We start from the raw sequence: 23,139 nt of genomic DNA, 5'->3' as shown, positions 1-23,139 counted from the left end.
ATTTCCTCCTTTAAAGGTGTTACATGTATTTTCTCTCGATTAATTTTTACAACCCTCTCTGTTACATAAAGATGATTATAAAACCTCTAAAATCATTGTTCAATTCAATTATTTATATAATAATGATAGGTATAACCTATCATTATACTTGAGGTGATTCCAATCGAATTACGACAACTTGAATACTTTTTAGCTGTTTCAAAAGAATTACATTTCACAAAAGCAGCTGAAAAATTAAATATTTCACAGCCTTCACTAAGTCAACAAATACGTGCATTAGAGCATGAAGTAGGAATGCCACTTTTCGATCGAATTGGTAAAAAAATATCATTAACTGAAGCAGGGAAGATTTTATTATCACATAGTAAAACCATTTTTCATGAAGTCGAACAAGCTCGTTCAGCTATTCAAGACCTAAACGGATTACAGCAAGGTTCCTTAACAATAGGGGCTTTGTTAACCGTCGTAAATTATTTACTACCAACAGCTATTTTAAATTTTAATAATTTATATCCTAATATAGAGCTTTCTGTATTAGGGCTTCGTACAGGAGATATTCGTGAAAAATTATTACAAAACGAACTAGATATTGGAATTACATTTCTCCCGGTGCAAGATAAAGAGATTATCTCCATCCCTCTATACAAAAGCAATCTTACATTGGTCGTGCCCGCTGGTCATCGATTAGCTGAACGTAATCATGTATCTATTGCTGAATTACAGAACTACCCTTTAATTCTTTTACCTAAAAATTTCTTTTTAACCGAACTAATTACATCTCATTGTCAAAAGTTAAACTTTAAACCAAGGCCAATTTTAGAAATTAGTACGATGGAATCTTTAATCCAAATGGTTTCCAAAGGAATGGGAATTACAGTGTTACCCAAACCATATATAGACTTTTTACAAAATAAAAACATTCAAGCTATTAAAATAGAAAACCCTACTCCAATAATTGAAATAGGGCTAATTTATAGAAAAGATAAATATATGTGTGCTGCAACTCGAGAATTTATTGAGCAACTAAAAATCACAGTACGTTCTTTCCAAAACTAAACAAAAGAGATTATCCTATGAAACCGTTTCACAACAATTTAGTAGAATAATCTCTTTTCAAAACAAAGTAAACATTATATTTAACTCTTATAAACTTTAATGTACCTTTTTAGATATTGGAATATATTTAGTAAAATATGCACCAACTAGCAATAATACAATTGAAAATAACCAAGTAAAAGCACCGCCAAAATGAAACCAATATGCAAACATATTTAAGATTGCAAGTGAAAAGAAGCAAATAGAAGTTACCGCACTTTTCAATCCTTTTATCCCAGACTTTTTTCTCTTTTGATAAGCAATATACATCGCAATGACAAGAAAAAAGATAAGAACAAATGGTAACATAACTTTTAGTATTGATAATCCCTCCAGTATAAATGCACTCTTTACATCACCATCTTATCCCATTTATCTTTTAGGTATCAATTCATTCTTATCTTCCTTCCAAAAGTCAGTATAAGTTTTATTTTTAAAGTTCACGTTCACCTCAGAAAACGGCATACTTCCTCCAACTTTCAATGAATACCAGTCGTTTAAAAGTGGTGATCCGAAACAAATCTTCATTGTACGATCATGTAAATCGAATAATACAGAATGTAAAGTTCCAAACCATTCTTCATAGTTATGCACAGTAAGTCCAGCAGGATATTCTTCTTCTACTAACTTTTTTAAAGACTCTATGCTTACTTGTTCACATCTATTTAAATGCTCATGTAAAAGGTGATATCTCTTTGTTGATTGTTCTAATTTCCTATTATTTAATTTCTGAATTGATGAACTAACTGCATGGTTTGTTGATACAATAAAAGCTTGTTTTTCACCATCAATCGTTATTGTGGATTTATGACCGTCAAATATTTCAATATATGCTGCATTTAAAGGATCAGCTATTATTAAATTAATATTACTAGCAATTGGGATTTCTTCTATTAGTAACTTAGCTTCCTGCACATTTTTACATTTCTCCAACAACAATCGAATTACCGCAAAACATTGTAAACCACTCACCATTGGCTTTCTTAAACCTGCAATATTTCCTACTGGTTGACCACATGATGAAAATGTAACAGCTAATCCATGCTCGTTTATCCCTTCCGTTCGGCCAAAATATTGAGTAGAAAAGCCACTATGTGCATACGCACCTTCAACATGAGTTGAACAAAAACGCATATCATCTATTACTGGTGACAAATCATAATTCCTTAATACATATGTGTGCTCTAAATCGGTCTTTTTAGGTAATACTGCACAATGACTACAACCTGCTTTCAATAGTGTTTGATAGTAATACATCATATTTTTTGAAGGGATTTTTAACACTTCACAAAACCCCTCAATTTCTTCATTTATGCCTGGACAATGTTTGTTTAGTATATTTCTCGATTCTGTCCAATGGTTATTAGATATTACATTTTCTTCGTGTATAAATTGCGGGATGAGATACGGATTTTGTTTCACGAATTCCCCTTGTTGCTTTCCAATCTCATAATAACTTCCTTTTAATGATGAAAAATACCCCTTTACTTGATACATCAAACTCCCCCTCACATTGGATATATCCATATCGTACCAAATGAATTTCATTCATCCTTGATGTTTTTTACTATCTTTCTTTAACACCATCCCATTTTAATATCTCCACTAATAATTATTTACTAGACAATTAAAGTTTTGTTAATATTGCTGTAATAGCTTTATTTCAAAATAAAGTAGTTTGGATATCAAATGAGCAAAATACTTTGTTAAACCCACTTATAAGCAATCATCTAATTCATGAAATCAAAAAACTTATTTATCAAAATAAAAGGAGAATTTATGTATGAGTAGTTGCAAACCAATTGATAAATTAACTATTGAGGACCTAAAACAAAACCCCATTTGGGAATGGGCAATAGATGAAGAGGAAAACGAAGAACATGACGAAACATGGGTAAAACCAGCGGCAACTACTAATTTTACAGAAGAATTAAACGGTTCAATCGTACTAGGCGAATTATTCTTACATAATGGTAAAAAATTCCCTATGATGTGTGAAATTGATATTGAAGGTGACGAGGCCGTAATTCGTTCTGTTGTTTATTATAAGGAAGCAAAAAATGAGTATATTGCTATAGAAGATATTGTGAAAACGGTCGAAATGCCGTTATCGATTATTATTAATCTTACAATTCATGCAGAATCCAAAACCTTACGCTTCACTGCACATAAAGTAGATATTTATAAAAATTCAATAACGACTAATTTTAATTAAAGTCGGCCGAAATAAAGAAAACAATTATGAAATACAAACTGGGGAGTCATTAACGATTCCCCAGTTTTTTAAACTATATTAAAGTATCCCCTTTTCCACTAAAGTCTCTGCGATTTGAACTGAATTCCAAGCCGCACCTTTTAATAGGTTATCGGAAACAATCCAGAGGTGGAATCCGTTTGGCGTATCAGGATCTTTACGTATTCTTCCGACAAATGTATCTATTTTCCCTTCTGCATATAATGGCATTGGATACAGCTGTTCACTAGGGTTATCCTGCAAAATAACACCTGGTGCATCCATTAGTATTCCCTTGATTTCCGCAACGCTTGCTTCTTTTTCCAGTTCTATATAAACCGATTCTGAATGCCCCGATACAACTGGAACACGTACACAAGTAGCTGCCATTTTCAAGTTTTCATCTTCTAATATTTTCTTCGTTTCTTGAATCATTTTGACTTCTTCAAAAGTAAAATCATTGTCTGTAAATATATCTACTTGAGGCAGTACATTAAATGCTATTGGATAATGTTTTTTATCTTTTTTCACCGGTAATATATCACTCTTCACTTCTTCACCTGCAAGTATAGACTTAGCCTGCTCTTGTAATTCATGAATCGCATGAATGCCAGAACCCGATACAGCTTGATATGTTGAAACGATAATTCTTTCTAAACCAAATGATTTTCGAATCGGCTGAAGTGCTGTTACCATCTGTAATGCTGAACAATTTGGAACTGCAATGATACCTTTATGCTGTTTTAAAGTGTGCGCATTCACTTCCGGAACAACGAGCGGTACACCTTGTGCCATTCGGTACTCACTTGTGTTATCAATTACAATCGCACCACTAGAAACTGCATGAGTTACAAATTGTCTAGATACTTCTCCCCCAGCGCTAAAAAAGGCAATATCTACACCTTCAAAGCTAGTTGTTTTTGCCTCTTGTATAATTATCTCTCGTCCTTTGAATCTTACTTTCTTACCAGCGGATCGTTTTGACGAAAGCAATGTAACTTCAACTATATTAAACTTCATTTCATTCTCTAACAGTTCAATAATTTTTTGCCCTACCGCACCTGTAGCCCCAACAACAGCTACATGATAGCCCTTTTTGATCATCTTTTCTCCTCCAATATCACCTGAATGAATATTTCTACAATTTCATTTTATACAGAATTTAATCATTTGGAAAATTAAAATACATGATATAATCATTCACAAATCATGATAATAAAAGAGGGATCGCTTATGGAAATGAGACATGTTAAAACATTTTGCGCCATTGTGAAGTATGGTAATTTTTCTAAAGCTGCGCACGCGCTAGGTTATGCGCAATCTACTGTTACAGCACATATGAAAGCTTTAGAGAACGATTTACATATTCCTCTTTTCGATCGGTTAGGGAAAAAAGTGCTACTTACAAAAGCAGGTCATCAATTTCATCCTTATGCATTAGAATTACTTTCAATATATGAAAAAGCGCAAGAAATCCCCCAAAATACAGATTATTTAGAAGGTACATTAAGTATTACATCTAATGAATCATTAGCGGTATACCGATTACCACAATTATTACGTACTTACAAACAGAAAAATCCGAAAGTAAATATCGTACTTGAAACAAACACAAATGAACAAGCATTACAAAAATTACGTGAAGGAGAAACAGACGTTGTCTTCATAATTGGAGAAAGTATAGAACATAATGATTTTATTACGCGTACTTTTAGTAATGAAACATTTGGATGGATTTTACCACCTTATTCCGCTGCACATACAAATCCATTCCAGTTATTACAGGAAACTCAGTTCATTTTTACAGAACAAAGTTGCGGCTATAGGACAATGGTAGATCGTTTTTTACGTCAAAGCGGAAATATTCCAGCTAAAACATTTGAAACTTCCAATGTTGAAGTCATTAAACAATCCGTCATGTGTGAGTTAGGCATTTCAATTCTTCCTTATATCGTTGTACAGGAAAGTTGTCAAAAAGAACAACTATGTTTTCAGCCTATCGAAACTCCATCCGTTATTCAAAGTCATGTAATCTATCATAAATCCAGATGGATTTCCCCGGTGTTACAGTCGTTTCTTTCCTTACTTGAACGAGATTAAGATATTAAGAAGTACATATAAAAAGAGTAATTGCCTAATAAGCAATTACTCTCTTACATTAATTAGTATATTATTTATTAGTCTGTCCGCCACCTGCAATTAATTTACTCCCTGAATATGTACCTTTGTTCATAAACACTTGATTAATTAATTCTTTTTGCTCAGCTTCCGACATTACTCCTTTTCCTTCTCCTAAATTCCCACTTTGTAATTTCCAAATCTTATTGTGATCCCCATCAACCTTTTCATATTTCCCTTGTTTCCATCGTTCTAAAATTTCTACATATGTACTTCCCTGTACAAGATCATTACTCTTTACAATATCAATTAAGCTTTCAATCCGCTCTTGTGTAATAAAAATATAACCCCACTTTTGATCAGCTTTCGCTTTTTGATGTGCCATTTCATGTAATGCTGTCTGTATGTTCTCATCTGTCCATTTAAAATTTTTATTAAAACCACTATTCGGCAATGAATAATTGCCATTTTCTAAAAGCTTTGCATCTTCTGCTTTTACGTTACTATCAGCTAGTACTTCTACTGCTGGAGCAGCTGGTGATGCCTTTTTCGCAGCTGGTTTACTATTATTTAAATAATGCAGCATACCATATGTTAAACCTACTCCGATTACCGCCATACCAGCTAGAATACCGATTATTTTAAATAGTGTTTTCATCGCGCTTGTTTCCTCCCAAATATCTCTGTTCTGACTACCTAATTATTTTTTATATAAAAACTGTTACTTCATTTAAAATATCGCATCCCATCCCCTATCATATTATTTATATATACTTTCTCATATTGTATTTCTTTTTCTTTAAAATTGAAAGATTATTCTGTTAAATATTGAAAGTATTCTACAAATTTTTCCTTTATATTTATAAAAAAGCAAAAAAAACAACGAGCGCGTTCTACAACGCTCGTTGTTTTTACTTTATGCACGATTTTCTTTTAACCACTTCGTAATAGCATCTAACCTCGAAACATCAAAACGTCTTTCTTCACACACGTTCAAATTTTTTGAGTTTCTCACTATTTCTAATTCATTATTTCTTACACTTTTCGCCTCAATTAATTTACAATACCCATCTGTAACAGTATTTAAATTTTCATAATAACGCTGAAACGATTTTGATATATGTAAATGTTTTTCAAAGTTTCTCCTTCTTTTCGTTTCATCATATACTTTCCGCTTTCTAAGTTCTTCATCGTTCGTATATAAATAAAAATATTGATCCGGAAAACCAATTTCCCTATTTAACATCTTTTCTTTATAAAAATTTTCTATTAAAGATAATGGCTGATTAAATATATCAAAATGAAAACACCAATTATAACTAAGTGGCTGAAATATATCACCATCGAGTATTACTAATTCATATTGCTCTGACTTCTGAACAGCTATATTCCAGCGCTCAACTTGTTTTTCAAAATACCATGTTCTATGTTCATTTTTTGGCCTTTCAAATAAAGAATTCACTTCAGGTATTATATAAGCACCATAATTCTTTTCTAATTCACGGCACGTGGTACTTTTACCAACAGCGCTTGCTCCCTCAAATGCTATTATCCCCATAGTTTCTCCCTCTTTCATTAACTAAAATTTCGTTGTTTCACTTTTCTTCCCCATAACTTTCTCCATAAAACAATTGAAGCAATAGCGAGCATGATTGTTGTAATGATACTACCTTCAATTCCAAACGTGCCTCCATGAAGGAATACGGGGCCATTTGTTGCAGGTTTAAATAACGGCGTTGAATATATGGTCATCCCGCTAACTGCAAAACCGTAGACGTTATATTGTGCCCAATTCCAAATGGAATGCCATGCGCAAATCCCCCACAGACTACTGTCTTTTAAAACGTAAAAAGCTGCAAATACACCAACTAATATTATATTCGATATTGAAAGAATTGTAATACCTGGATTAAGTAAATGAAGAAAACCAAATAAGAAAGACGTCACAACAATCCCAACCCATATACGACTTCTAACAGAAAGAACCGGGAATAACCAACCTCGTACAATAATTTCTTCTGTTGCCCCTTGTATTAAAAATGCGACTAAAGAACCTACAATACCCAATATAGCGGTTACTGTAATTTTTTGTATTTGTAATGTTACAACTCCTGCTAATAGGAGTAAAATTACTGGTATTGAAATGAAAACAAATCCTATTAATGCACCTCTCAAATATTTTCTTATCCATTGATTCCCCCAAAAACCAATGGATGAAAATGATCTTTTCTCTACAAATCTAATCCATAAAAACACAAAAAATATTGCGCCGCCAAACGTTAATATCATCTCAATGTCGCTATAAATCGCCTTCATAAAAGTTGTTTCTGCTTTCGGTAAAATCAGCATAAACAACATAAATAATTCACCTAAAGTTAAAAATATAATCGCGAGTATGACAGCAAAAACAGGATGAACTTTTCTTCTTCCTTCTTTTGCTGCTTCAATTATTTTAAATTGTTTATTTTGCAATATTCTATCCTCCTAATTATGGTACTCATCAGCAATATTAAAATAATATTTAGCCTTTTATTTAAACTTATTTTTTCATATAAATGATTTTTGTTTGGAATAAATTTAAATTAGGAATAATATATAAATAAAAGAGATGCCTTTGTGCCTTTACTATTATCACCCAGATTAGTCAGTGGTATTACCAGCACTTGCTATTTCCCACCATTTGTTGTAAGATAGTAATTAAGGTCAATTTAACACTATATTTTCTTTGCATATTATCAAGTATCAATCAGGGACATTTTGTACTCCTTATGGGTTTTTGATAATATGTGAACTTTTATTTTCATTCAAATAAGGCCGATCATATTGTAATTTTTCTACTTTTAGGAGGCATTACCATGACATTAACAGGTAAAGTAAAATGGTTTAACAGCGAAAAAGGTTTCGGTTTCATCGAAGTTGCAGACGGTAACGACGTATTCGTTCACTTCTCAGCTATCACTGGCGACGGCTTCAAGTCTCTTGACGAAGGTCAAGAAGTTAGCTTCGAAGTTGAAGAAGGTAACCGCGGACCTCAAGCTAAAAACGTTGTAAAGCTATAATTCAAACAATAAAAAGGTTGTTACCAGCAAGGTTAACAACCTTTTTAATATATAACTAAAATTTTTTACATAAAAGGAGTGGTTACATGTATCGCAATCGAAAGAACGATGTAGCAGAAGTACCACCAGAACAAACCCCTGTTTGGGAATGTGAATCAGAGGATTGTTTAGGATGGATGAGAAAGAACTTTTCATTTGAAGAAGAGCCTAAATGCCCTTTATGTAAAAGTAGCATGAAAAGCGGAGAACGTTTATTACCTAAATTAGGTTAATTTATAATAAAAAAAACCTCTTTTAATTAAGAGGTTTTTTTTATTATAAATTTATGTCCTCAATATCAGTTCGCACTATAGAATACAATAATGCATCGTGTTGCTTATTTCCTTGATGAATATATCCGCGCAATAGACCTTCTTTTTGAAAGCCGATTTTAGATAACATTCTACAAGAAGTAACATTTTCAGGATATGTAATAGCTCCAATTCTAAACAAACCCAAATCTTTAAACCCATAATCAATAATTTCTCGAGCCGCTTCTGACGCATAACCATTTCCCCAATAACGAGGATGCAGGTCATATCCAATCTCAGATCGTTTACTCCATAATTGTAAATTGTTTAGTCCAATTGTTCCTATTAAAACGTTCGTTTCTTTTAACACAATTCCCCATCGTATTGCCTTTTTCTCAAAGTAATTTTTCGAAAAAGATTCGATCATACGTGAAGCTTGTCCAAACTCCGTAAAAGAATTCATACCGTAATAACACGTTACTTCATCCAATGAAAAGATTTCATATATTTTTTGACAATAAGATTGTTCTATTTCAACTAAACGTAAGCGTTCTGTTTCTAATATAGGAAATGCCATAGGATCACTCCTTTCTCTCTACTCATTCATTATATCAGAAAAAATATTTATAATTACTAAAGTCCTTATTGTTCCATAAATCAAACATTTCTAATGACGCATTCCCTCTTTATTCTATATACACGAATTGGATACCTTCTGATTACTACTCAAACATTACGCTATAATTTCCATAAATCGAATTTCAAATTATCAAGAACTGTAAAAAAATTGTTTCTTCATTTTCTCCTTCCAAACAACCACCCTACCCCATACATTTATGGTAAAATATAGTTAATATATTATTTTATTGTGGAGGTGTAAATTTCCTATGTATATATTCATCGGCTTATCCCTCTTACTCATATTACTTATTTTTTTATTCGCAAAAAAATTCACACCAAACTCTTTCATGATGACTAACTTTAAAGGCAATAGCTTTAAGACATTTTCAATCGGTATTTTAATCGCTGCCATACTCTCACTTTCATATGGAACTTATCATGCAGTAACATATCAACCTAGTTATTTAGATATTAAATTAAAAAATCAAAACTACACTGTTTTCGGTAATGTAGGCGAATTCGGTTATTTCTCCGAAGAATTATTAAAAAAAGATACAGAAGTTCAACTATATTTCGTCTCTTGGAAAAAAATGCAGTTAAAAAATCCGGTAATACTTATAGAATATCCTTCAGGAAAACAAGAAACATGGAAGCCAAATATCGTATTAATACCGATAAGTAAATTACAAGAAAAACATGATATAAAAGATATTTATCAACTATCACCGTATTCATTTAAAGAATCTGGAGAAATAACATTAACAATAAAAGAAAACAATGTAAAAAACAATAAAATTTCCATTCAAATAAAATAAAATAAATAAAAACTGTTCCTTCATTTTGCTGAAGGAACAGTTTTTATTTATTCTACAGTATTATTTATTTAATGTAGCCATTATTTCATTGGCAATATTCTTTCCATTTCCAATACACGCACCAATTCCAACACCGTAATATGAGGCACCAGCTAAATATACATTTGGATAAAGATTTGTCATTTTTTCTTGCAATGCTTGAACCGCTTGATTATGTTCTAAATGATATTTCGGCATTAAATCTTTCCAATTTGTAACTTCAACTACTTCTGGTTCACCTTTAATTCCGAGACTCTTTTCAATATCATATAAAGCTACTCGTACTAATTCTTCTTCACTGTAATCCTTGATTGTTTCATATACCGGATTGGTACTCTTATAAAACATTCTAACTAATAATTTTTGTTTACCCGATGTATGTTTCCACTTTCGACTTGTCCATGTACAAGCATCACAATGTAAATCACTGTTTTCCGTTACAATAAACCCCGTACCGTCAGCTGGTAGTTGTTCATCTAGTATGTCAAATCCTAAATAAATACTAATAAGAGATGAGTTTTTAAATGTATTAAACTGCTCATTTAACTCATTAGACTGTAATAAAGTTTGCGCTATATCATGTGGAGCTGCTAAAACAACATAATCTGCTTGTATTGTTTCATGATTTGCAAAAGAAATCTCATATCGATCTTCTTGTTTACTTACAGCCGTCGTTATAGCACCTTTTTTTACGACAGTTTCAGTCAGCACTTCTTCTAAGCGATTAATTATCGTAGATAGTCCACCTTTAAATGATACGAATTTTTTATTTCCTGCTGATTGAAATTGTTTTTTATTCTCTTCAAAACCTTTAATAATACTTCCATACTTATTTTTATAATCCAGTAAATACGGTAATGTAGATGCCATTGTAAGCTCATTCAATTTACCAGAATATACGCCTGAAAGCACAGGAGCAATTTGTCTTTCCACTAACTCTTTCCCTAAAAAGCTTTCTAAAAATAGAGCAAGTGATGTATCTTTCGTAAACTCTTTATTTTTCGTTATGAAATCTTTTAAAGCTACGATTTTCCCCTTCGTTGAGACTAGCGTACTGCTAAACAACGACCGGGCACTCATCGGTATCCCAAATATAGTATCAGAAGGAATTGGATGTAACATGTTTTCAGAATATATGTAAGAAATACCCGTTTCATTATATACCATTTCATTTTCTAAATTTAAATCTTTTACAAGTGGCATAACGTGTTCATTACGAGCAACGATTGAATCCGCCCCTGACTCCATAATGAAATCCTTTTCTTCCACACTATGGATTTTACCACCTAAATACTCTTCTTTCTCAATAAGAATTAAATTTAAATCGATATTATAATCCTTTTTTAATTTTTCTAAATAAAACATAGTAGAAAGTCCCGTTATACCTCCACCGATAACAACAACTGTTTTCATATGTGCTGCGCTCCTAACCGATACAATTAATAATTCCTTTTTATTATAACCAAAAGTCCTTATATTCGACTAGCAAGTTGCGCATTCTGTAAGAAATTAGACAATATATTTTAATATATTTTCAAATTACCTAATAAAAAAGAACTATAACATTTACAAACCCCGTCATAGTTCTCTTTATTTTAAAAACATAAAGTAATTGATTAATTTGTCTAGTTCTTGACTCAATGCCAATACTTTTTCATGTTGAATTCCATAATCCGATACTAAATATAAAAGTTCTTCTTTTTTTATTTCAATTACTTTTTCCAATTTCGCTAGTTCCATGTCGTTTTACATCTCTCCAAAAATAAAATGTATGTATTTCAGTATAGCCTACTTACATAATTAGTAAAAGTAAAATACGCATGTAAAATCTTACATATTTGAAAAAATAATATACTACTAACAAAAAAGAAACTAGATTAAACTTCCTTTTACAGATCATTAACGTTCATTAAGAATTAATAACATAACGGAATTTTTCTAATGTGATATCTTTATAATTTGGAGCTCTCTGTATATGATTAAAATAACTATATGAGAATTTAAATACATGACCAAAATCCCAATCGAATTCACTATAGTCTTTTATCCAAAATATATTTTCAGTTGGTAAAATATTTGCACGTTTAGATTGAATTAAAGGTAATCGATCTATAGGTGAGTGTAAAGTTATTTCCGTATTCAGCTTGAGCTTTTGGCTAGCTCTTAGTACGTATACTAGTTTTAACAGCGGACGTATCCCTCGTTGAAATATATCTATATGTCCTAAATCGTACATTATATTAATTGCGTGGGAGTATGTAAGCAAATGCCCAATTAAATCATGATGTGATTCCGCTCGATAAATACTATTAAATTTCGATAACTCATTTAAAACGAATCGAGATACTTGTGTTGGATTACTCAATTCACTTTGTATCTCATCTTCAAACCTTAATTGTTTTACTTCTTTCGTCGTATAACCAATCCACGATCTACCTGGAATTGTTTTTCGAAATGATAAAATAAGAGTAGTAATCCCTTCAATTGCTTGATTATCACCCCATTTTTGTAGCTCTTTCATAGCTAATAAACTCAATGACGCATAAATGACGTTATGCCCCACCCAATGAAGTTCATCAATCGTTTGTTCTAAAGATTTTATAATCATATTCTCCGCAATTTGAAAATTCATTTCTTTTTTATCATCAATCATCTCACCAATTTTTTTCTTGCTTAGCATCATCCTTGTTTGCGAATACATATTACGAGCTGTTTCTTCATCAATATTATTATCTTTCATAAAAAAATAACTAGCAATTGCAGCTGCTCCAAAATGCGCATGCCAAATATCATTTGTTTCTTTTTTACATTGAGAAATAATTGAAAGGCCGCCTTTTAAAATACTATTGTTTTCCATTTTCTTCCTCCCCTAATAAAAATCACTATATTTTCATCCTAAAGATGGTGTCAGGACAAATAAAATGTGATTCGATTCATCACTTTTATTCAAAAATCGATGCTTCACATTCGGTGGAATACGTACAACATCGCCTTCTTCTAAAAAATATTCTTTTCCCTCCAATTCCACATACACTTCCCCTTTCATAATAACAGCAATCTCTTCCTTATCTTCATGGGAATAATGGCTTTCTGTTGTGTTTGCTTGTTTATTTAAATCCATCATTAGCATTTCAATACGTGCTTTCATAAAATCAGGTGTTAATACATCATATACAATGTGATCATTGTTTTCCCGATATACTTTTTTTCGATCTTTTTTCTTAGAAATGAGTGAATCTGTATCAATATCGTTAATAAAAAGTGTAAACAGCGGTACATTTAATGCTTTTGCAATTAATTCCAAAACATTTAAAGAAGGATTAGCATGTCCTCTTTCAATTTGGCTAATTAACGACGTACTAATCCCTGCATAACCAGCGAATTCACGAATTGTCATATTATTTTTCTTACGATAACTTAATACCGTTTGTCCAAGCCTATCATGTATCACAGTAAAACTTCCTTTCGTCCATCATAATGCATGTTTCGTTGTCTTTGTGCTGACATACTAAACAAAGGCAAATAACCCTTCCCTATTATCTCCGGGACTTATATACTTACTTTTGTACATTATATCGTATTAAGTTTATTATAATAAACATTCTATCGGAGGGACAAACTTTGAAATCACCTATTCTTTCATATTGCATCTTATTTTTTGGTGTATTCGCCTTATCAACTTCAGCTATTTTTGTAAAATTGGCAGATGCTCCTGCGACAATCATTGCTTTTTACCGATTATTCTTTGCCACACTAATTCTGTTACCGTTATTACTATTTAATAAAAATAGTCGAAATGAGCTAAAAACTTTAACGAAAAAACAATGGGCACTTGGATTCGTATCTGGGCTATTTTTAGCTGCACATTATGTACTATGGTTTGAATCATTACAATATACTTCTGTAGCAAGCTCTACAGTTATCGTAACGTTACAACCTTTGTTCTCAATGATTGGTGGTTATTTTTTATTTAAGGAGAGATTTACGAAAGGAGCAGTTATTGGTTGCCTCATCGCTATTTCAGGTAGTATCATCATTGGCTGGCAAGATTTCCAAATTAGTGGAGAAGCTTTATATGGAGATATTTTAGCACTTATCGCTGCCGGTATCATTACTGCTTATTTTTTCATTAGCCAACACGTTCGTAAAGATTTGTCACTTATACCATATTCGGTAATTAGTTATGGAAGTAGTGCTGGCTTTCTTGGCATATTTGCTTTCACACAACAAGAATCTTTCATCCATTACTCTACACAAACTTGGTTGTGCTTTATTGGATTAGCTTTCATCGCTACAATTTTAGGACAAACCATTTTTAATTGGTTATTAAAATGGATAAGTGCTACTGTAATTTCAATGAGTATTTTAGGTGAAACAATTGGCACTTGTATACTAGCGTACTTTATATTACATGAGACCATTTCTTTACAACAAGGACTAGGAATTACCGTTATTTTTATTGGTTTAGTATTATTTTTAATACAGCCAAATTCTAATAAAAAAGCATGACAGTATACTGTCATGCTTTTAACTACTAATTATGTACAATTAAACCATCCGGTCTAAAACGACTCATCATAATTTCATTAATAAACTTTCCGTGAGCTTTCAAATTCCCTATCTTTACTCCCTCTTCTACAAATCCAAATTTTTCATATAAAGCTTTTCCTTTTGGATTCGTTTCTAACACACCTAGTTCTACTCTCTCTAACATTAACCAATTATCAGCCAAATCAAGCATCTTCGTAAGAAGTGCTTTCCCAATTCCTTTATTATGATATTCACTATCAACCCCAATGAATAAATCGCCTGAATGAGATCTTCGGCCCGGACTTTGTGTTAAACCTACAAATCCAACAATTTCTCCATCATATTCTGCAACAAATTCAAATTGATTTGGTGCTAAATTTCGAATTCTATTTTCCATAGCTTCTACACGCATGCTAGGTAAGAAAACCATATACGGTAAAACGTCATCCTGCATACATATACGATGAATTGCTCTAGCATCTTGTATTTCTACTGCTCTAACATTGATCTCCATCTTTCTCTCCTCCATATAAATAACAATATATTTGTGTGTATTCTAGAAACGTTCATGAATGACCTTCTCGTCCGTATTTCTTTATGTCATTTTTACATAATTATTTCGATATAATACTTAATTTCCAAAAAGATTATAATAACTATATCTATATGGTTAACTTTTCACTTTATTATATAAATTAAGCAAATTTTCGATCAGAATACCATTTAGTTTCATGCCGACTATATCACAATTTTCTATTTCAATATTTTTCAGATTACTATTACTTATGGTGCTACCTTCCAAATCACATTTATCGAATAAAATAGGTTCCTTCTCATCTCCGAGACTTGTATTTTTAAATTGCACTCCACCTAAAGTCACCAAATTAAATTTACTACCAGAAAGATTTAAATCTGCATATGATGACCATCTAAAATTTATATTTCTAAACTTTGATTGACTTACATTACAATTACTCATATTCGTATTCATTATATTGCTACCAACAAATGAACTGTTTTTTAAATTCACTTGATAATACTCTGTATTTGCTAAATTACAGTTTTCGTATTGACTATTTTTCATATCTTTATTTGTAACTACACTCTCTTTATTTGAGCTTGTTTTTATTCTTTTCACGTAACAATACTCATCTTCCGATTCAAAAATCATTTGGTAGCCCATCTTTTTATAAAAGTGATGATTATTAATTTGTCTACTAGATGTTTCGAGATCCCAAATCTTTATGTTTGGATATTCCTTTTCTATTAATTTCATAACATGTGATCCAATGCCTTTTCCTTGATAAACAGGATTTACAAAAATACGATCAATTCGACCGTACGACTTACCAGAAATCGTAACTATTATCCCTCCGATTATTTCTTTATCCATTACAACTTTGAAAGAATCCAATTCTTCAATGGAATATTCCATCATTTCAACTGAAGAATATCCTGGCGGTTGAATGTTATAATCAATGACATCATCTTGGCCGTATAGCCATTGTTTTGCTTCTGCATCAAATGTTCTTTTCATTATTTCTGTTAATTTCTCAGCATCTAAAATTGTAGCTTTTTCTATAGATATCATTGTTGTTTTCCCCTTCATTATTACAAACCAATAATTTTTGTGAATGCCATAATTATCAATTCACTTTTGTTTTTAATGCTTTTCCCATTATTACATATGGAACATCATTTTTACTTGGATGAAATGGCTCCAATACATTTATCCAATCTAATCTTTCATATAACGAACGTGCTTTTTCATTGTTTATTTGTGTTGTTAAAACACTCGTTCTATTTGAAACTCCTTCTAGTAATTTATTATGTAATTTCGTTCCAAGACCTTTATTTTGATATTGTGGGTGAACTGCTAACTCTACAAATTCAAAACAATCTTGCAACCATTCGTCTACTTGCTCTAGATGTAACGCTTCTCTCATTAATTGATTATAGTACTGTCCCTCCATTGAGCGATAACCATAAGTAAAACCAACTACTTCATTTTCATCATTTATTGCTACTATACCTTTAAAACCTGTATATTCTATATGCCTATTCATTCGCTTGATCATTTCATTGAAATTTGTTTTCTCAAATACTTTACAATACAAATTTGCCATATTCCCAATTAGGATCTCCTCTTTTACAATGCTTACAAATTTCACTTTACTCCCCCCTATTAAAACATTTATATCCTTTTTAAAAACTAAGAAAATTAACACTAATCACTCTCTTTACTATTAAACTACAAATCACCCTATATTTTCCACAGTTACTTAGTATTAATGAATAATAAAAAGAGACCATGTAATATAAACATGTTCTCTTCTTTTATTCATTTTTAATTTTATCCCGCTATTTGCCTGGCAGTAAGACCCCCACCTCAAAATTCAGCGAAAGCAAAGAAGTTAGGTGGGGGATCAATTGCCCGTAAAATCCCGATTGGTGAGGGCTGAACCCCCCCACTGATTAAAGTTTCACTTTATATAATTAAAAATTAGATATTACTTAAGCCACTCGTTGCAAGTATTACTTAACTGCTGTAAATCTTCTATAAATTTACTCGCATCATATCCATCACAAACCGAATGATGTACTTGCAATGAAACTGGTAGCATAACCTTGTTTCCTTCGTTAAAATATTTCCCACAAGTTATAATTGGCAATAGAAAATTTTCATCATTATTAATATTAAGATTAAATCCAGTAAAACTAGTCCAAGGTATGCTAGAAATCGGAAATACATTAGGCGGAATATTTTCTTTCGTGAAAAGACCATGAACACTAGCATAGTATCTCATATCATCTTCATACTTTTTATAGAAAGTGCGGAAATCACTTGAATAATCCGTCCATATACTTGAAAAAGACTTATCATCTTTATGAAAGATTGTATAACTCGGTATCATTTCCTCCCAATAGCCTAAAACTCCTTCATCGTTAAAACATGTTCGAAATTTTTTATGATTATTTACTACTCTAGAAATTAAATATATAAAAACGGGATAAAATTTTATTCCCTTTTGATATACTTCCTCTAATAACATCGTGATATCAACATTCACAGTCATACTAAATGTACATTTCAACTTTAAATAATGCCCAAAATACCGCTCTCTATTCCAATCTTCTCTATCAATTACATGAAACTTCATTCTAATAGCCTCCTAAAATTTTCTTTTTATTTTAGAAGGCTAATTCCCTTGCTCTCACCATACTTGTTCACTCCTAACAGTTTACAATTCACCCTAATTATTCATTTAATTATATAACATATGTAAGAATCAATTCACATATTTCTGGAAATCCATCCACATACTATAGATAAATCAAATGAAATTTGGAGGATACATACATGAATAACAAAAATATGAATAAAAAAGAACATGTTACTGAAAACACTACATCTATTCAAAATAATAATACTGCAAATCTTACTATCGAAGAACAAGCAATGAACGGCTTATATGGAATGCCCGAAACAACAATTGAAGATGCTGATCACGCTGCAGCTGATGATTTGACTTCAAAAAATTAATTAACTACATTGAAAAAAGCCAAGGAAAATATCCTTGGCTTTTTTAACTATGCATCCACCTTTTGTATTTCTTCACTCTTTCTTGAAAGTTTACCTGGCCAAAAAGCAAATCGGCCTAAAACTACTGTAATCGCGGGTACAAGTAACGGTCTTACGATAAACGTATCTAGTAATACGCCAATTGCAGTTACAATACCAAATTGAACTAATACTTGAATTGGAAGTGTACCTAACACTGCAAAAGTTCCTGCTAAAATTAAACCAGCCGATGTAATAACACTACCTGTTTGTATTACACCATTTTTTACTGCATCCAAGTGATTTTGTGTCTTTCTGTTTTTCCATATTTCTGAAACCATAAAGATATTATAATCTTCACCTAAAGCAACTAAAAATACGAATGCGTACAACGGTATCGCACCTTGAATGGCCGGCGCACCCATACCGTAATGAAGTAATATCCATCCTGCTCCTAACGCTGAGAAGAATGATAAAACGACAGTTACAATTAAATAAATCATCGCAACAACCGATCGTAAGTAGACAAGTAATAGTAAAGCGATAATGCTAATCATTACTGGAATAATTACTGATTCATCACGTTCCGTAATTTGCTTTGTATCATATAATGAAGCTGTTTCCCCACCAATCCATAATTGATCTTTAGCATTACTAATCCCAGCATCTTTTAATACTTTTTCTATACTACTTTTCAATTTAGGAATTTGATCTAACGCTTCAATTGAGTATGGATTTTCCGCTAAAGAAACTTCATACATTTGTATTTGCTTATTTTCTTTTCCCTCTTTTGGCTCTTTCACTGTATTTACGAAAGAAAATTTCTCTAGTTCTTGTTTAATAGGAAGCTCTTTGCCTTTCGTATCAACAACAACTTTTATTGGTGCTAGTTCACCAGCTGAGAAATGATCACTAATTAACGTAAACCCTTCACGAGAAGGCATATCCTTTGGAAACGACTCTAATAAGTCATATGTGTATTGAATACGTGGTACGAATGAAGCCAATCCGCCTAATACAAATACAGTTAGCATAATTATTGTCCACGGTCTTCGTACTACAATATCTCCAAGTTTTTTACTAAAGGAGCCTTTTGATTTTTCAACTTTTACAGCCCTCTTTTTCTTTCTTGCAAACTCCTCATTCATTGAAGTTGTTCTCGGTATAAACGGGAAAAATGCAATCCTACCGAATATTAATAATAGTGCTGGTAAAATCGTTAAAGCAGCGATTCCCATTATAAATACAGCAACACTAAATGGTACTGCAAATCGATGAAAGGCTCCATAATGAGCAAGTAGTAATGTTCCTAATCCAAGTACAACAGTTAATGCACTCATTATAATTGCACCGCCAGAAGCTTTGATCGCAAGTTGTAATGCTTTATATTTACTTTCTTCTTCTAACAAGTACTCTCTATATCTCGAAATTAAAAATAGACAATAGTCCGTTCCAGCGCCAAACAATAATACTGTCATAATTGATATCGCTTGGGCATCTACTTTAATCCATCCGTGATCAGCTAAAAAACCGAGTGTAGGACTAATAATACCGTATGCAAAGCCAACAACAAGTATAGGTAAAATCGCTAAAATTGGTGAACGATACAGTAAAATTAACAAAACTAACACTAGTAGTACAGTAGCCACTAACAATTTCACATCTGCTTGACTAAATAAACTAACTGCATCCGTTTGAATACCTACAGGTCCTGATAATCGAACATGTAAACCAGATTCACTTATTTTTTGTTTAAATGGATCTTCATCCACCTTACTATTCACTATTTTTCTAAACTCTTCAAGATTTCCTTTTAATATATCTGTACCAGCAGATTTATTAAAAAATACCGGTGTAACAAATGATGTACCATCTTTTGATGCACTTTTTGATAATACTTGCTCTGGGATTGTATCAAATGGTGGTAACGTTGATTGTTCTTTTAAAGGACTAGCTTTTAACTCCTTATAAACATCTTGTATGAGTTTATAATCCTGTGACTGTAATCCACCATCTCTATACCATACTACTAACAACGGATTCCCTGCATTATTCGGAAACTCTTTTTTCATAAGCGCTTCCGCTTGCTGTGACATAGCTGTTTCAGGTAAATTTTTCGGATTCGGTTCTTTCGTACTGTTTACTTGTGGTAACGTAAATGAAAGTAATAATGTAATAAGAATCCACACCGATAAAGTGATCCACTGCGTATTTCTCCCTGCTACAAGCCTCCCTAACATATGTAACGGGTGCTTTTTCATAAAAACCCACCTTCCTTTTTTCCTCCATTATTAATTATATATACTGGTCGGTTAATTAATCAAGAATGATTGAAAATTATGTTATAATTATCTCAATCATAAATGTCAGGAGCGAATGTATTTGGAACAAAAACAACGTCCTCTCGGAAGGCCGCGTCAAAATAAAAATACAAAATCTACAAAAGAAACCATTTTAGAAGTAGCAACCCGCTTATTTCTTACACAAAATTATCAAGTCGTTTCTATGGATGAGGTCGCAAAAGTTTGTGGTGTTACGAAAGCAACTGTCTACTATTACTATTCAACAAAAGCCGATTTATTTACTGCTACTATGATCAAAATGATGGTACGTATACGTGAGAATATGTTTCAAATACTCTCTACAAACAAAACGTTAGAAGAAAGATTATTAGACTTCGCTAAAGTTTACTTACACGCAACGATGGATATTGATATGAAAAATTTTATGAAAGATGCAAAACTGTCGTTATCTGAAGAACAATTGAAAGAATTAAAAAATGCTGAAGATAATATGTATGAAGTACTAGAAAAAGCACTCGATAATGCGATGCACATCGGCGAAATCCCGAAAGGAAACGCTAAATTTGCGGCTCATGCTTTCGTATCTTTATTATCAATTGGGAATTTTAAAGATGAAAATCACAATCCTATTCTTGCAAATATAGATGAATTATCACAAGAAATCGTTTCTTTTTATTGGAACGGATTAGGTCATTCATATTAAACTGATTTGCTTTAATAAAAGAGCATGTTTGAATTTTTTCAAACATGCTCTTTTATCATTTAAGTGTTTTATTTATATACCTTTAGCATCCATTATTAAAAAATTATTATCTTTACCTTTTACAAATTTTGAAGTTGAATCTTTATATTCCGCTTACTTAATCCCCCATGGTAACAAACTACAGATTCAATATGTAAATTTAAATACTTCTTCAAAGACTGCCGTGCTTCCATAATATTTAAAGTTGTTGGGGCATGAATTCCTCCTAACACTCCATTCACACTATACATCGAGTCTCCAGCGACAAGAATTTTGCTTTGTTTCAAATATAAACTAATATGACCCGGAGTATGCCCTGGAGTATGAAGAATTAGTATTCCACCGCAATACGGAAGTTCTTGCCCGTCAATCACAGTATCACTCACTTTTCCTTTTGGTCGGTTCTCTATATTTCCGTCCTTCAATAAAGGTAAATCCCCCTCGATATATGGCTTATCTAGTTCGTGCGCATAAACTTTAATATTACTTCGACAGCGCTGCAACAACTCCGGAAGACTACCTATATGATCAATATCCTGATGCGTCAAAATCACGACTTTTAACTTATCAAATGATACCCCAACCTTTTCCATCTCTACTTGTATATCTTCAATTTGTCCTGGGAAACCCGTATCTATTAATACTACCATTTCATCATCCCATAAAAGAATTGGATGAATAACAAATTCTTGAAATTCAAGTTGTAACATTTCTATCCCTTTAGCAATCTCCATACAGCCACTCTCCTTTATGTTGAAGTTTGAAAATATGTACGAGTAAACTGAAAATATAAAGTGAAACTTTAATCAGTGGGGGTTTTACTGCCCGGCAAATAGCGTGATAAAGCTCCTCTATCTTATAATATGTTTTGTCATACCAATAGAGAATGCCTCAAACCCTATAGATTCATAGTAAGATTGCAATTTTTCTACACACATAAGTTGTGGAATAACCTTGTTTTGTTCACAGTGCTGGATTAATCGTTCCACTATTTCTTTTCCGATGCCACTAGACTGATATTTTGGCAATACACCAACTCCACAAATAATGCCTGTTATGACTCCATCTGATATGACACGCCCCATCCCTACTAACCTCTTATCATCAAAAACATAAATTGCATACCAACTTTGCTTACACATTCGTTCTAACTCGTTAACCGTTAATTTAAGAGAATTCCATCCTAAAGATTCGTATAAGGATAATAATCCATTAAAATCTGTAGGATGTTCACTTGTGTAGCGTATACTATTTTCCATGTAAATACTCCCTATTCTCTGGCTTGTTTATATTTCATAAAATTCCCTTTACACAAATCTGATTGATGTAAAAATAACTAGAACAAACTTCAATAAGAAAGATAGAATTCCTTCTCAATATAAAGTAAAAAGAAGTTATCTCACTTAAGATAACTTCTTTTATATAAGACTCTCATTATATTATCAACCAAAAAATATACAACTGCATACGATTAGCACAAACAAAACTAATAAACCATTTGAGAAATAACCCATAGAATACTACCCCTTTATTTCATTATGTAAAAGATTTTATCATAAAATTATTTACAACATAATAACCGAAAAAGACATTGTATTCATTAGTTATATATGTTAAGTAATATTTTATTTTCGGGTATATTCTGCTTAACTTAAACCACTTCCCATTCCCTTATACTTAAGTTCTGGTAACTTCAGAACAATACATAAAGAAGACCTCAACTTATTGACGT

The 23,139-nt window shown here is 32.0% G+C and carries 27 protein-coding genes; 9 read left to right on the top strand and 18 right to left on the bottom strand.

The window, feature by feature from the left end; translation table 11 throughout:
* Positions 1-153: 153 nt before the first annotated feature.
* Positions 154-1,056, top strand: a complete 903-nt coding sequence (locus BM089_RS07860; protein ID WP_090976541.1) for a LysR family transcriptional regulator — start codon at positions 154-156, stop codon at positions 1,054-1,056.
* A gap of 96 nt (positions 1,057-1,152) precedes the next feature.
* On the opposite strand, the gene BM089_RS07855 is transcribed toward BM089_RS07860, so the two are convergent.
* Both BM089_RS07855 and BM089_RS07850 read right to left on the bottom strand, forming a co-directional pair.
* Positions 1,153-1,404 (bottom strand): hypothetical protein, encoded by a 252-nt coding sequence (locus BM089_RS07855; RefSeq protein WP_000936604.1) that lies wholly within the window; start codon positions 1,402-1,404, stop codon positions 1,153-1,155.
* Positions 1,405-1,467: 63 nt separating this feature from the next.
* The gene (locus BM089_RS07850) at positions 1,468-2,592 is read right to left on the bottom strand and encodes a C45 family autoproteolytic acyltransferase/hydrolase (protein ID WP_090976539.1); all 1,125 of its coding nucleotides are present in this window, start codon (positions 2,590-2,592) and stop codon (positions 1,468-1,470) included.
* Between the two features lie 286 nt (positions 2,593-2,878).
* Here BM089_RS07850 and BM089_RS07845 point away from each other — a divergent pair, with 286 nt between their 5' ends.
* A complete protein-coding gene (locus tag BM089_RS07845; RefSeq protein ID WP_090976537.1) occupies positions 2,879-3,310 on the top strand; it encodes a hypothetical protein in 432 nt (143 codons plus the stop codon).
* A gap of 78 nt (positions 3,311-3,388) precedes the next feature.
* Here BM089_RS07845 and BM089_RS07840 read toward each other — a convergent pair whose 3' ends face one another.
* On the bottom strand, positions 3,389-4,432 hold the full coding sequence (locus BM089_RS07840) for an aspartate-semialdehyde dehydrogenase (RefSeq protein WP_000591708.1): 1,044 nt from the start codon (positions 4,430-4,432) through the stop codon (positions 3,389-3,391).
* Between the two features lie 129 nt (positions 4,433-4,561).
* On the opposite strand from BM089_RS07840, the gene BM089_RS07835 reads away from it, so the two are divergent.
* On the top strand, positions 4,562-5,428 hold the full coding sequence (locus BM089_RS07835) for a LysR family transcriptional regulator (protein ID WP_090976533.1): 867 nt from the start codon (positions 4,562-4,564) through the stop codon (positions 5,426-5,428).
* 70 nt (positions 5,429-5,498) lie between these two features.
* Here BM089_RS07835 and BM089_RS07830 read toward each other — a convergent pair whose 3' ends face one another.
* From BM089_RS07830 to BM089_RS07820, 3 genes are all read right to left on the bottom strand, one after another.
* A complete protein-coding gene (locus tag BM089_RS07830) occupies positions 5,499-6,104 on the bottom strand; it encodes a PRK06770 family protein (RefSeq protein ID WP_053564524.1) in 606 nt (201 codons plus the stop codon).
* 258 nt (positions 6,105-6,362) lie between these two features.
* Positions 6,363-7,022 (bottom strand): DEAD/DEAH box helicase family protein, encoded by a 660-nt coding sequence (locus BM089_RS07825; protein WP_139213228.1) that lies wholly within the window; start codon positions 7,020-7,022, stop codon positions 6,363-6,365.
* Complete coding sequence (locus BM089_RS07820) at positions 7,022-7,918, bottom strand: CPBP family intramembrane glutamic endopeptidase (RefSeq protein ID WP_090976529.1); 897 nt, start codon at positions 7,916-7,918, stop codon at positions 7,022-7,024. Before BM089_RS07820 ends, BM089_RS07825 begins: the two co-directional genes overlap by 1 nt.
* Before the next feature lie 383 nt (positions 7,919-8,301).
* On the opposite strand from BM089_RS07820, the gene cspD reads away from it, so the two are divergent.
* Both cspD and BM089_RS07810 read left to right on the top strand, forming a co-directional pair.
* On the top strand, positions 8,302-8,505 hold the full coding sequence (gene cspD, locus BM089_RS07815) for a cold-shock protein CspD (RefSeq protein WP_000176366.1): 204 nt from the start codon (positions 8,302-8,304) through the stop codon (positions 8,503-8,505).
* Between the two features lie 86 nt (positions 8,506-8,591).
* Positions 8,592-8,777, top strand: a complete 186-nt coding sequence (locus tag BM089_RS07810) for a cold-shock protein (RefSeq protein WP_000286203.1) — start codon at positions 8,592-8,594, stop codon at positions 8,775-8,777.
* Positions 8,778-8,820: 43 nt separating this feature from the next.
* Here BM089_RS07810 and BM089_RS07805 read toward each other — a convergent pair whose 3' ends face one another.
* Entirely contained in the window at positions 8,821-9,372 is a 552-nt protein-coding gene (locus tag BM089_RS07805; protein WP_000885398.1) for a GNAT family N-acetyltransferase, read from the bottom strand.
* A gap of 310 nt (positions 9,373-9,682) precedes the next feature.
* Between BM089_RS07805 and BM089_RS07800 the strand changes: the two genes are divergently transcribed.
* Complete coding sequence (locus BM089_RS07800; RefSeq protein WP_000275232.1) at positions 9,683-10,231, top strand: hypothetical protein; 549 nt, start codon at positions 9,683-9,685, stop codon at positions 10,229-10,231.
* A gap of 60 nt (positions 10,232-10,291) precedes the next feature.
* Here the strand turns inward: BM089_RS07800 and BM089_RS07795 are convergent, their stop codons facing one another.
* The 4 genes from BM089_RS07795 to BM089_RS07780 all read right to left on the bottom strand — a co-directional run bounded on the left by BM089_RS07795 (position 10,292) and on the right by BM089_RS07780 (position 13,721).
* Positions 10,292-11,683, bottom strand: a complete 1,392-nt coding sequence (locus BM089_RS07795; protein WP_061661081.1) for a protoporphyrinogen oxidase — start codon at positions 11,681-11,683, stop codon at positions 10,292-10,294.
* 177 nt (positions 11,684-11,860) lie between these two features.
* Positions 11,861-12,010, bottom strand: coding sequence for an aspartyl-phosphate phosphatase Spo0E family protein (locus BM089_RS07790; RefSeq protein ID WP_000417698.1), 150 nt, complete (start codon positions 12,008-12,010; stop codon positions 11,861-11,863).
* 169 nt (positions 12,011-12,179) lie between these two features.
* Positions 12,180-13,127 carry a hypothetical protein gene (locus tag BM089_RS07785; protein WP_090976527.1) on the bottom strand — a complete coding sequence of 316 codons (948 nt, stop codon included), beginning with the start codon at positions 13,125-13,127 and terminating at the stop codon, positions 12,180-12,182.
* Positions 13,128-13,160: 33 nt separating this feature from the next.
* Entirely contained in the window at positions 13,161-13,721 is a 561-nt protein-coding gene (locus BM089_RS07780) for a helix-turn-helix domain-containing protein (RefSeq protein ID WP_090976525.1), read from the bottom strand.
* Positions 13,722-13,891: 170 nt separating this feature from the next.
* Here BM089_RS07780 and BM089_RS07775 point away from each other — a divergent pair, with 170 nt between their 5' ends.
* Complete coding sequence (locus BM089_RS07775) at positions 13,892-14,779, top strand: DMT family transporter (RefSeq protein WP_000841797.1); 888 nt, start codon at positions 13,892-13,894, stop codon at positions 14,777-14,779.
* Positions 14,780-14,804: 25 nt separating this feature from the next.
* On the opposite strand, the gene BM089_RS07770 is transcribed toward BM089_RS07775, so the two are convergent.
* From BM089_RS07770 to catA, 4 genes are all read right to left on the bottom strand, one after another.
* Complete coding sequence (locus BM089_RS07770; RefSeq protein ID WP_090976523.1) at positions 14,805-15,314, bottom strand: GNAT family N-acetyltransferase; 510 nt, start codon at positions 15,312-15,314, stop codon at positions 14,805-14,807.
* 156 nt (positions 15,315-15,470) lie between these two features.
* Positions 15,471-16,409: a GNAT family N-acetyltransferase gene (locus BM089_RS07765; RefSeq protein ID WP_025118050.1), complete on the bottom strand. Its 939-nt coding sequence runs from the start codon at positions 16,407-16,409 to the stop codon at positions 15,471-15,473.
* A gap of 37 nt (positions 16,410-16,446) precedes the next feature.
* Positions 16,447-16,971 (bottom strand): GNAT family N-acetyltransferase, encoded by a 525-nt coding sequence (locus tag BM089_RS07760; RefSeq protein WP_090976521.1) that lies wholly within the window; start codon positions 16,969-16,971, stop codon positions 16,447-16,449.
* A gap of 339 nt (positions 16,972-17,310) precedes the next feature.
* Entirely contained in the window at positions 17,311-17,961 is a 651-nt protein-coding gene (gene catA, locus BM089_RS07755; RefSeq protein WP_090976519.1) for a type A chloramphenicol O-acetyltransferase, read from the bottom strand.
* Positions 17,962-18,161: 200 nt separating this feature from the next.
* Between catA and BM089_RS07750 the strand changes: the two genes are divergently transcribed.
* Positions 18,162-18,344 carry a DUF4021 domain-containing protein gene (locus tag BM089_RS07750; RefSeq protein WP_053564536.1) on the top strand — a complete coding sequence of 61 codons (183 nt, stop codon included), beginning with the start codon at positions 18,162-18,164 and terminating at the stop codon, positions 18,342-18,344.
* Between the two features lie 47 nt (positions 18,345-18,391).
* Here BM089_RS07750 and BM089_RS07745 read toward each other — a convergent pair whose 3' ends face one another.
* Complete coding sequence (locus BM089_RS07745; protein ID WP_071730178.1) at positions 18,392-20,623, bottom strand: MMPL family transporter; 2,232 nt, start codon at positions 20,621-20,623, stop codon at positions 18,392-18,394.
* Positions 20,624-20,744: 121 nt separating this feature from the next.
* Here BM089_RS07745 and BM089_RS07740 point away from each other — a divergent pair, with 121 nt between their 5' ends.
* Positions 20,745-21,368 (top strand): TetR/AcrR family transcriptional regulator, encoded by a 624-nt coding sequence (locus BM089_RS07740; RefSeq protein WP_139213227.1) that lies wholly within the window; start codon positions 20,745-20,747, stop codon positions 21,366-21,368.
* Between the two features lie 119 nt (positions 21,369-21,487).
* Here the strand turns inward: BM089_RS07740 and BM089_RS07735 are convergent, their stop codons facing one another.
* Together BM089_RS07735 and BM089_RS07730 are read right to left on the bottom strand one after the other, a co-directional pair.
* Positions 21,488-22,141, bottom strand: a complete 654-nt coding sequence (locus BM089_RS07735) for an MBL fold metallo-hydrolase (protein ID WP_090976515.1) — start codon at positions 22,139-22,141, stop codon at positions 21,488-21,490.
* A 117-nt stretch (positions 22,142-22,258) separates the two neighbouring features.
* The gene (locus tag BM089_RS07730; protein ID WP_044584445.1) at positions 22,259-22,666 is read right to left on the bottom strand and encodes a GNAT family N-acetyltransferase; all 408 of its coding nucleotides are present in this window, start codon (positions 22,664-22,666) and stop codon (positions 22,259-22,261) included.
* Between the last annotated feature and the right edge of the window lie 473 nt (positions 22,667-23,139).

It is taken from the genome of Bacillus sp. 5mfcol3.1 (assembly GCF_900114335.1).
In the GTDB taxonomy this organism is placed as follows: domain Bacteria; phylum Bacillota; class Bacilli; order Bacillales; family Bacillaceae_G; genus Bacillus_A; species Bacillus_A thuringiensis_S.
Note: the sequence above shows the minus strand (reverse complement) of the source record. Positions and strands in the feature narration are given on the sequence as shown.

Bases quoted from the DNA above. Each gene is read 5' to 3' on its own strand.
- BM089_RS07830 (WP_053564524.1), bottom strand. From the start codon at position 6,104: ATGAAAACACTATTTAAAATAATCGGTATTCTAGCTGGTATGGCGGTA.
- BM089_RS07810 (WP_000286203.1), top strand. From the start codon at position 8,592: ATGTATCGCAATCGAAAGAACGATGTAGCAGAAGTACCACCAGAACAA.
- BM089_RS07790 (WP_000417698.1), bottom strand. From the start codon at position 12,010: ATGGAACTAGCGAAATTGGAAAAAGTAATTGAAATAAAAAAAGAAGAA.
- BM089_RS07765 (WP_025118050.1), bottom strand. From the start codon at position 16,409: ATGAAGGGGAAAACAACAATGATATCTATAGAAAAAGCTACAATTTTA.
- BM089_RS07795 (WP_061661081.1), bottom strand. From the start codon at position 11,683: ATGAAAACAGTTGTTGTTATCGGTGGAGGTATAACGGGACTTTCTACT.
- BM089_RS07825 (WP_139213228.1), bottom strand. From the start codon at position 7,022: ATGAAAGAGGGAGAAACTATGGGGATAATAGCATTTGAGGGAGCAAGC.
- BM089_RS07805 (WP_000885398.1), bottom strand. From the start codon at position 9,372: ATGGCATTTCCTATATTAGAAACAGAACGCTTACGTTTAGTTGAAATA.
- BM089_RS07845 (WP_090976537.1), top strand. From the start codon at position 2,879: ATGAGTAGTTGCAAACCAATTGATAAATTAACTATTGAGGACCTAAAA.
- BM089_RS07840 (WP_000591708.1), bottom strand. From the start codon at position 4,432: ATGATCAAAAAGGGCTATCATGTAGCTGTTGTTGGGGCTACAGGTGCG.
- BM089_RS07850 (WP_090976539.1), bottom strand. From the start codon at position 2,592: ATGTATCAAGTAAAGGGGTATTTTTCATCATTAAAAGGAAGTTATTAT.
- BM089_RS07750 (WP_053564536.1), top strand. From the start codon at position 18,162: ATGAATAACAAAAATATGAATAAAAAAGAACATGTTACTGAAAACACT.
- BM089_RS07800 (WP_000275232.1), top strand. From the start codon at position 9,683: ATGTATATATTCATCGGCTTATCCCTCTTACTCATATTACTTATTTTT.
- catA (WP_090976519.1), bottom strand. From the start codon at position 17,961: ATGAAGTTTCATGTAATTGATAGAGAAGATTGGAATAGAGAGCGGTAT.
- BM089_RS07730 (WP_044584445.1), bottom strand. From the start codon at position 22,666: ATGGAAAATAGTATACGCTACACAAGTGAACATCCTACAGATTTTAAT.
- BM089_RS07735 (WP_090976515.1), bottom strand. From the start codon at position 22,141: ATGGAGATTGCTAAAGGGATAGAAATGTTACAACTTGAATTTCAAGAA.
- BM089_RS07835 (WP_090976533.1), top strand. From the start codon at position 4,562: ATGGAAATGAGACATGTTAAAACATTTTGCGCCATTGTGAAGTATGGT.
- BM089_RS07855 (WP_000936604.1), bottom strand. From the start codon at position 1,404: ATGTTACCATTTGTTCTTATCTTTTTTCTTGTCATTGCGATGTATATT.
- BM089_RS07785 (WP_090976527.1), bottom strand. From the start codon at position 13,127: ATGGAAAACAATAGTATTTTAAAAGGCGGCCTTTCAATTATTTCTCAA.
- BM089_RS07745 (WP_071730178.1), bottom strand. From the start codon at position 20,623: ATGAAAAAGCACCCGTTACATATGTTAGGGAGGCTTGTAGCAGGGAGA.
- BM089_RS07770 (WP_090976523.1), bottom strand. From the start codon at position 15,314: ATGGAGATCAATGTTAGAGCAGTAGAAATACAAGATGCTAGAGCAATT.
- cspD (WP_000176366.1), top strand. From the start codon at position 8,302: ATGACATTAACAGGTAAAGTAAAATGGTTTAACAGCGAAAAAGGTTTC.